This window comes from Candidatus Ruminimicrobium bovinum, from assembly GCF_902760015.1.
Classification (GTDB): domain Bacteria; phylum Elusimicrobiota; class Endomicrobiia; order Endomicrobiales; family Endomicrobiaceae; genus Ruminimicrobium; species Ruminimicrobium bovinum.
Window position 1 is genome coordinate 1 of sequence record NZ_CACWEU010000185.1, and the last position, 6,595, is coordinate 6,595.

General features: G+C 33.2%; 7 protein-coding genes and 1 tRNA gene. 7 read left to right on the plus strand and 1 reads right to left on the minus strand.

The features are described 5' to 3' along the window. On the plus strand, positions 1-765 hold a 765-nt coding region (locus ACMUOV_RS06240), incomplete at its 5' end, for a hypothetical protein (protein WP_413854246.1). Between the two features lie 11 nt (positions 766-776). Here the strand turns inward: ACMUOV_RS06240 and ACMUOV_RS06245 are convergent. Beyond that, positions 777-863 (minus strand) — tRNA-Ser (locus ACMUOV_RS06245). 475 nt (positions 864-1,338) lie between these two features. Here ACMUOV_RS06245 and argS point away from each other — a divergent pair. The 6 genes from argS to secD all read left to right on the plus strand — a co-directional run. Beyond that, positions 1,339-2,979 (plus strand): arginine--tRNA ligase, encoded by a 1,641-nt coding sequence (gene argS / locus ACMUOV_RS06250; RefSeq protein ID WP_413854247.1) that lies wholly within the window; start codon positions 1,339-1,341, stop codon positions 2,977-2,979. 3 nt (positions 2,980-2,982) lie between these two features. Beyond that, positions 2,983-3,657: an HD domain-containing protein gene (locus ACMUOV_RS06255; RefSeq protein WP_413854248.1), complete on the plus strand. Its 675-nt coding sequence runs from the start codon at positions 2,983-2,985 to the stop codon at positions 3,655-3,657. Beyond that, complete coding sequence (tgt, locus tag ACMUOV_RS06260) at positions 3,657-4,787, plus strand: tRNA guanosine(34) transglycosylase Tgt (protein ID WP_413854249.1); 1,131 nt, start codon at positions 3,657-3,659, stop codon at positions 4,785-4,787. Before ACMUOV_RS06255 ends, tgt begins: the two co-directional genes overlap by 1 nt. Positions 4,788-4,964: 177 nt before the next feature. Further along, positions 4,965-5,348 carry a preprotein translocase subunit YajC gene (yajC, locus tag ACMUOV_RS06265; RefSeq protein ID WP_413854250.1) on the plus strand — a complete coding sequence of 128 codons (384 nt, stop codon included), beginning with the start codon at positions 4,965-4,967 and terminating at the stop codon, positions 5,346-5,348. Further along, positions 5,349-6,035, plus strand: coding sequence for an HD domain-containing protein (locus ACMUOV_RS06270; protein WP_413854251.1), 687 nt, complete (start codon positions 5,349-5,351; stop codon positions 6,033-6,035). Next, positions 6,035-6,595, plus strand: a 561-nt coding sequence (secD, locus tag ACMUOV_RS06275) for a preprotein translocase subunit SecD (protein WP_413854252.1), incomplete at its 3' end; no start/stop codon positions are given. The genes ACMUOV_RS06270 and secD, both read left to right, overlap by 1 nt.

Here is a 6,595-nt window from a genome sequence, read left to right on the forward strand (position 1 = left end):
AATATTTACTATGCCGAAGTTGAAATTCAAACAGATGTGGAACGTAATTTGAATTTTGAATTGCAAAATTATAGTGGAAAAGTTTTTGAAAAAAATAAAATATCATCAAAAGAAAAAGAAGAACTGTTAAATAAAATTGCATCCGTTCGCTTGGATATAGAAGAAGAACTTGAAACGGAACTGCAAAAAGCAAAAACCGTAGAAATTGATGTTCCGGCTTATGATAATGATTATTCTCTTTTAAACAATATAAATAATGTTATACCGAAAATATTTTTCGGTAAAAGGCAAAAACAAAATCAACAGTTAATTATAAATCGTGAGCAATTTACACCTCAATTACAAAAATGGGCCGAAAATAATAATATAAATTTGATGGTGCTTGATATAAAATATGAACCTGTTAAAAAAGAAAGAAAAGGCAATTTTCTTTTACAATACAGAGACGGAGAAATTATAAAATATAAAATTCAAAAAAATAATGACGGTATTAATTTTTTGACCGTATTTTCAAAAGGAGAAATAAAAGTTGATGATACGGATTTAATAAAAAATATATTACTGGAAGAATTATATAATGCTGAATTTTCAAATCCTGAACATAATGACAAAGAAATAATAAATAATTTTGAAAGAAAACACAATATAACAAAATCGGAGAAAGAAATTAATAAACTTGTATTTGATAACTTAGATGAAAGTGATATGTTGAAAGAAAAAACTTCACAAGCCGACATGATAAAAGATTTACTATCCGCATCATAAAAATAAAAAAACGGAAGGAGAGGGATTCGAACCCCCGGTAGGGAAGCCCTACGCTAGTTTTCAAGACTAGTGCCATAAACCAACTCGGCCATCCTTCCATTTTGTTTTTAACAATCTGTTAATTATATTATTTTTTTTACCAAAAATCAACGCTCAGCCCTCAGCCGCCGTTATGTCATTGCGAGACCGCTTTAGCGGTCGTGGCAATCTATGTCGTTTTGTTTTTAAAAATTCTCTTTTTTGCACTCAGTGTCGCCAATCGTTTGAAATTTTTAAAGCCGTGCGACAACTTGATTTTTCCTAACGACTATAGGAAGACGGAAAAATCTTCAAACAGTGTCGCACTAAAGAACTTTAAAAAATTTATAGTTCTTTACTCTAAAAATTTCTGCACTCATAAGCGGCTCCAAGTCGTGCTTCAAAAGAAATTTTTAAAAGTTTTTCCGTTGTCGTTAAATTCTCATCTCTCAGCCCTCAGCTCCTCAGCTGTAGTTATCACCCGATAACCTAAAAAATTTGCGGAGCAAATTTTTTAATGATATAATAACAGGATTAAATATAAGGAAAAGCAAAATGTTAAAATTTAATTTTGAACACGAACTTAAAAATATAATAAATGAATTTGCAAAAACAAAAGGAATAACGGAACAGGTTAATTTTGTTGTTGAGGTTCCGCCTAAAAATATTAATGCCGACCTCGCATTAAATGCGGCAATGGTCCTTGCAAAAAAAATAAAAACCAACCCGAGAAATTTGGCAACCGAAATTATTGAAATAATTTTAAAAAAGTTTGAAGATATTATAAAAACGGCGGAAATTGCAGGTGCCGGTTTTATAAATTTACATTTTACGGATGTTTTTTTGCATGAACAATTAAATGAAATACTTAATAAAAAACAGGATTATGCAAAACAACAAAATATAAAAAAAGAAAAAATAATGGTTGAATTTGTTTCGGCAAATCCGACGGGACCTTTGCATATAGGTCACGGCAGGGGGGCTGCAATAGGTGACAGCTTGGCAAGAATTTTAAAACATCTCGGTTACAATGTTGTAAAAGAATATTATCTTAATGATGTAGGTAACCAAATGAATGTTTTGGGAAAATCTGCCGAGATAAGATACAGACAATTAAAAGGTGAAGATATTCCGTTTTTGGAAGAAGGTTATCAGGGAGAATATATTAAAGATATTGCCAAAGATTTAATAACCGAAGGTAAAAACATAAATGAAATAGATTTTAAAAAAGAAGCACATACAAGAATTTTAAAAACAATAGAAAAGGATTTACAACAGTTTCGTGTGGAATTTGACAGTTGGTTTTCTGAATCAAAAATAGCTTTCGATAAAGATGCAGACGGTAAAACCGAAGTTGATAAAGTTTGTGAGTATTTAAAAGAAAAAAGTTATGCTTTCGAACAGGATGGTGCATTGTGGCTTAAATCCACTCTTTACGGCGACGACAAAGACAGAGTTTTAAGGAGAACCGACGGCAGGTACACATACTTGGCATCCGATGTAGCATACCATAAGAATAAATACGAAAGAAAATTCGCGGAAGTTATAAATTTATGGGGTGCCGACCATCACGGTTATGTTGCAAGAATTATGGCTGCAATTCAAATGTTGGGGCAGAAAAAAGAAGCATTAAAAGTTATTTTATATCAACTTGTTTCTCTTGTTCGTAACGGACAGCCCGTGGCAATGTCAACAAGAAGCGGACAATTTATAACTTTAAAAGATGTTCTTGATGAAGTTGGAACCGATGCATGCAGATTTTTCTTTTTGTTAAGGGCTCCGGATTCTCAACTTGAATTTGATTTGGAACTTGCAAAAAAACAGACAAGCGAAAACCCGGTATTTTACGTTCAATATGTTAATGCAAGGTGTCAGTCTATTTTAAAAGAATATAAAGAAGATTCTTCCGATGCCGATTTATCGTTGCTTTCTACAAAACAGGAACGTGATTTGATAAAAAAACTTATTTCTTTTGAAGATGTGTTACTTATATGTGATAAAACAAAAAGTCCTCATCATTTAACCACATACTTAATGGAAACGGCGGATATTTACCATGGCTTTTATGAAAAATGCAGAGTTTTATGTGAAGATAAAAATTTGGAAAAAGCAAGAATTCAGCTTATAAAAGCCGTTTCAATAATTATTTCAAAAGGTTTAAATTTACTCGGTGTTTCTGCTCCCGATAAAATGTAAAATATGTTATTAAATTTTGATACCATAAAAAAAAATAAAGAAATATTAACCTACATAAAATATTCTGACTATATGTTTGAAAAGATGGGATATAAAGAACATAATGTCGAGCATGCTTTGTTTACCGCGGAAAGAGCGGCATTTATTTTAAAAAAATTGAAATATACAAAAAGAGTTCAGGAACTTGCAAAAATTTCCGGTTTCTTACACGATATAGGTAATTTGGTTTCAAAAAAAAATCATGCGCAAAGTTCCGCAATGATTGTAACGCATATTTTAAGCAGTTTGGATATAAAAGAGGAACGATATAACAGTGATTTGTTTGAAATTTTCGGTGCTGTAGGCAGCCACGAAGAAAAGCAAATGTTGCCGCCTACCGCTATTGCCGCAGCAGTTGTTTTGGGCGATAAAAGTGATGTTCGCTGCCAAAGGTTAAGAGGAACAAAAAAAGAATACAAAGATGTGCATTCTAAAGTAATTGCGGCTTGTAAAAATACGGAAATAAAGGTTTCTTATGCTAAAAAGGAAATTGCTTTAAATTTGGAAATAGATACCGATATTTGTTCCATTATGGAATATTTTGAAATATTTACTACAAGAACGGTTTATTGCAGCAAAGCGGCTAAAGTTTTAGGTTGCAATTTTTTACTTTTTATAAACGGATACAGGTTTTTATAATGCAATGCGGAAATTTTGAACTGTTAAAAAAATCTTCACAATGTTGTGCAAGAACAGGTAAATTATACACTACAAGGGGTGTTATAAATACACCTGTTTTTATGCCTGTCGGAACGCTCGGTGCGGTAAAATCAATTTCTACCGAACAATTAAAACAAACTACGGCGCAAATAATTTTGGCAAATTCATACCATATTTATTTAAGACCGGGGCTTGAAATAATAAAAAAAGCGGGCGGAATACAAAAGTTCAATTCGTGGAACAAGCCCATGCTTACCGATTCCGGCGGTTTTCAGGTTTTCAGTTTAAACGATTTCAGAAAAATAAAAGAAGAAGGTGTTTGGTTTAAGTCACATATAGACGGTTCAAAGCATTTTATATCGCCTGAAATTTCAATGCAGATACAAAAGGCAATAGGCGCCGATATTATTATGTGTTTTGATGAATGTACACCGTATCCCGCAACTCATTCTTATGCAAAAAATTCAATGCTTATGAGTTTGAACTGGGCAAAAAGATGTAAAGAAGAATTTTATAAAGATGACAGTTACAAAACTCAAGCCCTTTTCGGTATAGTGCAGGGTTCCGTTTATGACGATTTAAGAAAAGAAAGTGCCATGCGTATGCAGGATATCGATTTTGTCGGTTATGCCATAGGCGGAGTTTCGGTCGGAGAATCAAAAGAAGAAATGATAAAAGTTGTTGAAAATACGGCACCTTATTTACCGGAAAACAAAGCAAGGTATTTAATGGGCGTGGGAATGCCGGAAGATATTTGGAATTGCATTGAACGGGGAATAGATATGTTCGACTGTGTTATTCCTACAAGAAACGGCAGAAACGGACAGGCATTTACAACTTACGGAAAAATAAATATAAAAAACGGGGAATATAAAGATAAATTCGAACCGTTGGACCCCGAATGTGATTGCCAGGCTTGCAAAGGATATACAAAGGCATATATTAACCATTTGTTTAGAAGTCAGGAAATATTGGCACTTACTTTGCTGTCTTTACATAACGTAAATTTTATGCTAAAATTAACGGATATTATTAGAAAAGCTATAGAAAACGATAATTTTTATGAAGCCAAAAAAGCTTTCTTTGAAAAATACTATAAAAATTGCTGAAGCAATTTTTGAAGAATGGATGTATAGATGTATGGAAGTATAGAAAAAAGGTGTCATTCCCGAATGCTTTTGTCGGGAATCCAAGTAGTTAAAAATTTGTTTGTAATTTGTTATTGTTGTTAAATTTTAAACTTTTCAGTTACTCAGCTTATCAGCTGTAGTTAAAACGAGGTTGTTATGTTAAAATTTTATACGGTTTTATTTTCGCTTTGTTTATTAAGCGGTAATGTATTTGCCGACGGTGCCCCGGCAGGTGCAGGCGGTGCATTCGGCGGTTTAATGCCGCTGCTTATAATATTTGTGTTTTTTTATTTGTTTTTGGTTCGTCCTCAACAAAAACAAAGAAAAGAACATCAAAAAATGTTGGATGCTTTAAAAAAAGATGATAAAATAATAACTTCCGGCGGTTTATATGCAACGGTAGTTTCGGTTAATGCCGATGTTGTTGAGGCAAAAATTAACGATAATGTTCGTGTAAAAATAGTAAAATCAACAATAGCAAGTGTAATATTGCCGCAGAATAAAAATGATGCGGTTACACCGGAAATAATAAAAAAATAAATGAACATAAAAGAATTAAAACTATCAAATGTTACATTGAAAGATGTAAAGAAAAATGAAATGTTTGACAGTTTTATTCAGGCGGCAAACGATTATTTGGGTGCAATAGGTTATACCGAACACGGTTACAGGCATGTAAGTCTTGTTTCATCCGTTGCCGAAAATATTTTAAGGTCTTTGGATTATCCTAAAAGATTACAGGAACTTGCCGCAATTGCCGGGTATGTCCATGATATAGGTAATGTTGTCAACAGACAGTCGCACGGGCAGTCGGCAGGTTTAATTTCAATGCATATTTTAAGATATATCGGTTTTACGCCAGATGAAGTTGCTTTGGTTGTTTCGGCAGTAGGCAACCATGAAGAAAATATAGGCGAACCGGTTAACCCCGTAGCGGCAGCTTTAATATTGGCTGATAAATCCGACGTTCATAAAACAAGGGTTAGAAATGCCAATGCAGGTTCTTTTGATATTCACGACAGGGTTAATTATGCTGTTGACAGGTCTTTTTTGGATGTAAATAAAAAGAAAAAAACAATATCTTTGCATTTGAATATTGATACGAAAATTTCACAGGTTATAGAATACTTTGAAATTTTTATGGACAGAATGACAATGTGCAGAGAGGCGGCAAAATATTTGAATTGTAAGTTTGAATTAATAATAAATGAAAGGAAATTACTCTAATGAACAAACTTGGTTTTAGATTCATCGTAACAGCTTTGTTGATTATTCTTTCCGGATATTTTTTATATCCCACGTTTGAATGGTCGCAAATGACGGAAGAAGAAAAAGTAAAAGCAGAAAGAGAAAAAGACCCTATTATTACAAAAACATTAAATTTAGGGTTGGATTTAAGAGGCGGAACTCATCTTTTATTGGAGGTGGATTCTTCAAAATTGGATGAAACCGTAAGTATTAAAGATGCCGTTGACAGAGCGGTTGAAGTTATCAGAAACCGTATCGATCAGTTCGGTGTTGCGGAACCTTTAATCGCAAAACAAGGTGATAAATGGATAGTGGTTCAGTTGCCGGGTATTAAAGATCCTGCAAGGGCAAAAGAACTTATAGGTAAAACGGCACTTCTTGAATTTTGTTTGGTTAATACGAGTGTTGATTTAACACCTATCGACACACAAATAAGGGAAAAGGATTTAACAATTGAACAGGCAATGGCAGACCCGGAAATAGCAAAATTAATTCCGGAAAATCATTTCCTGGCGCAAAGTAAAGAAGATAACAGAACT

Bases quoted from the DNA above. Each gene is read 5' to 3' on its own strand.
- ACMUOV_RS06255 (WP_413854248.1), top strand. From the start codon at position 2,983: ATGTTATTAAATTTTGATACCATAAAAAAAAATAAAGAAATATTAACC.
- yajC (WP_413854250.1), top strand. From the start codon at position 4,965: ATGTTAAAATTTTATACGGTTTTATTTTCGCTTTGTTTATTAAGCGGT.
- tgt (WP_413854249.1), top strand. From the start codon at position 3,657: ATGCAATGCGGAAATTTTGAACTGTTAAAAAAATCTTCACAATGTTGT.
- argS (WP_413854247.1), top strand. From the start codon at position 1,339: ATGTTAAAATTTAATTTTGAACACGAACTTAAAAATATAATAAATGAA.
- ACMUOV_RS06270 (WP_413854251.1), top strand. From the start codon at position 5,349: ATGAACATAAAAGAATTAAAACTATCAAATGTTACATTGAAAGATGTA.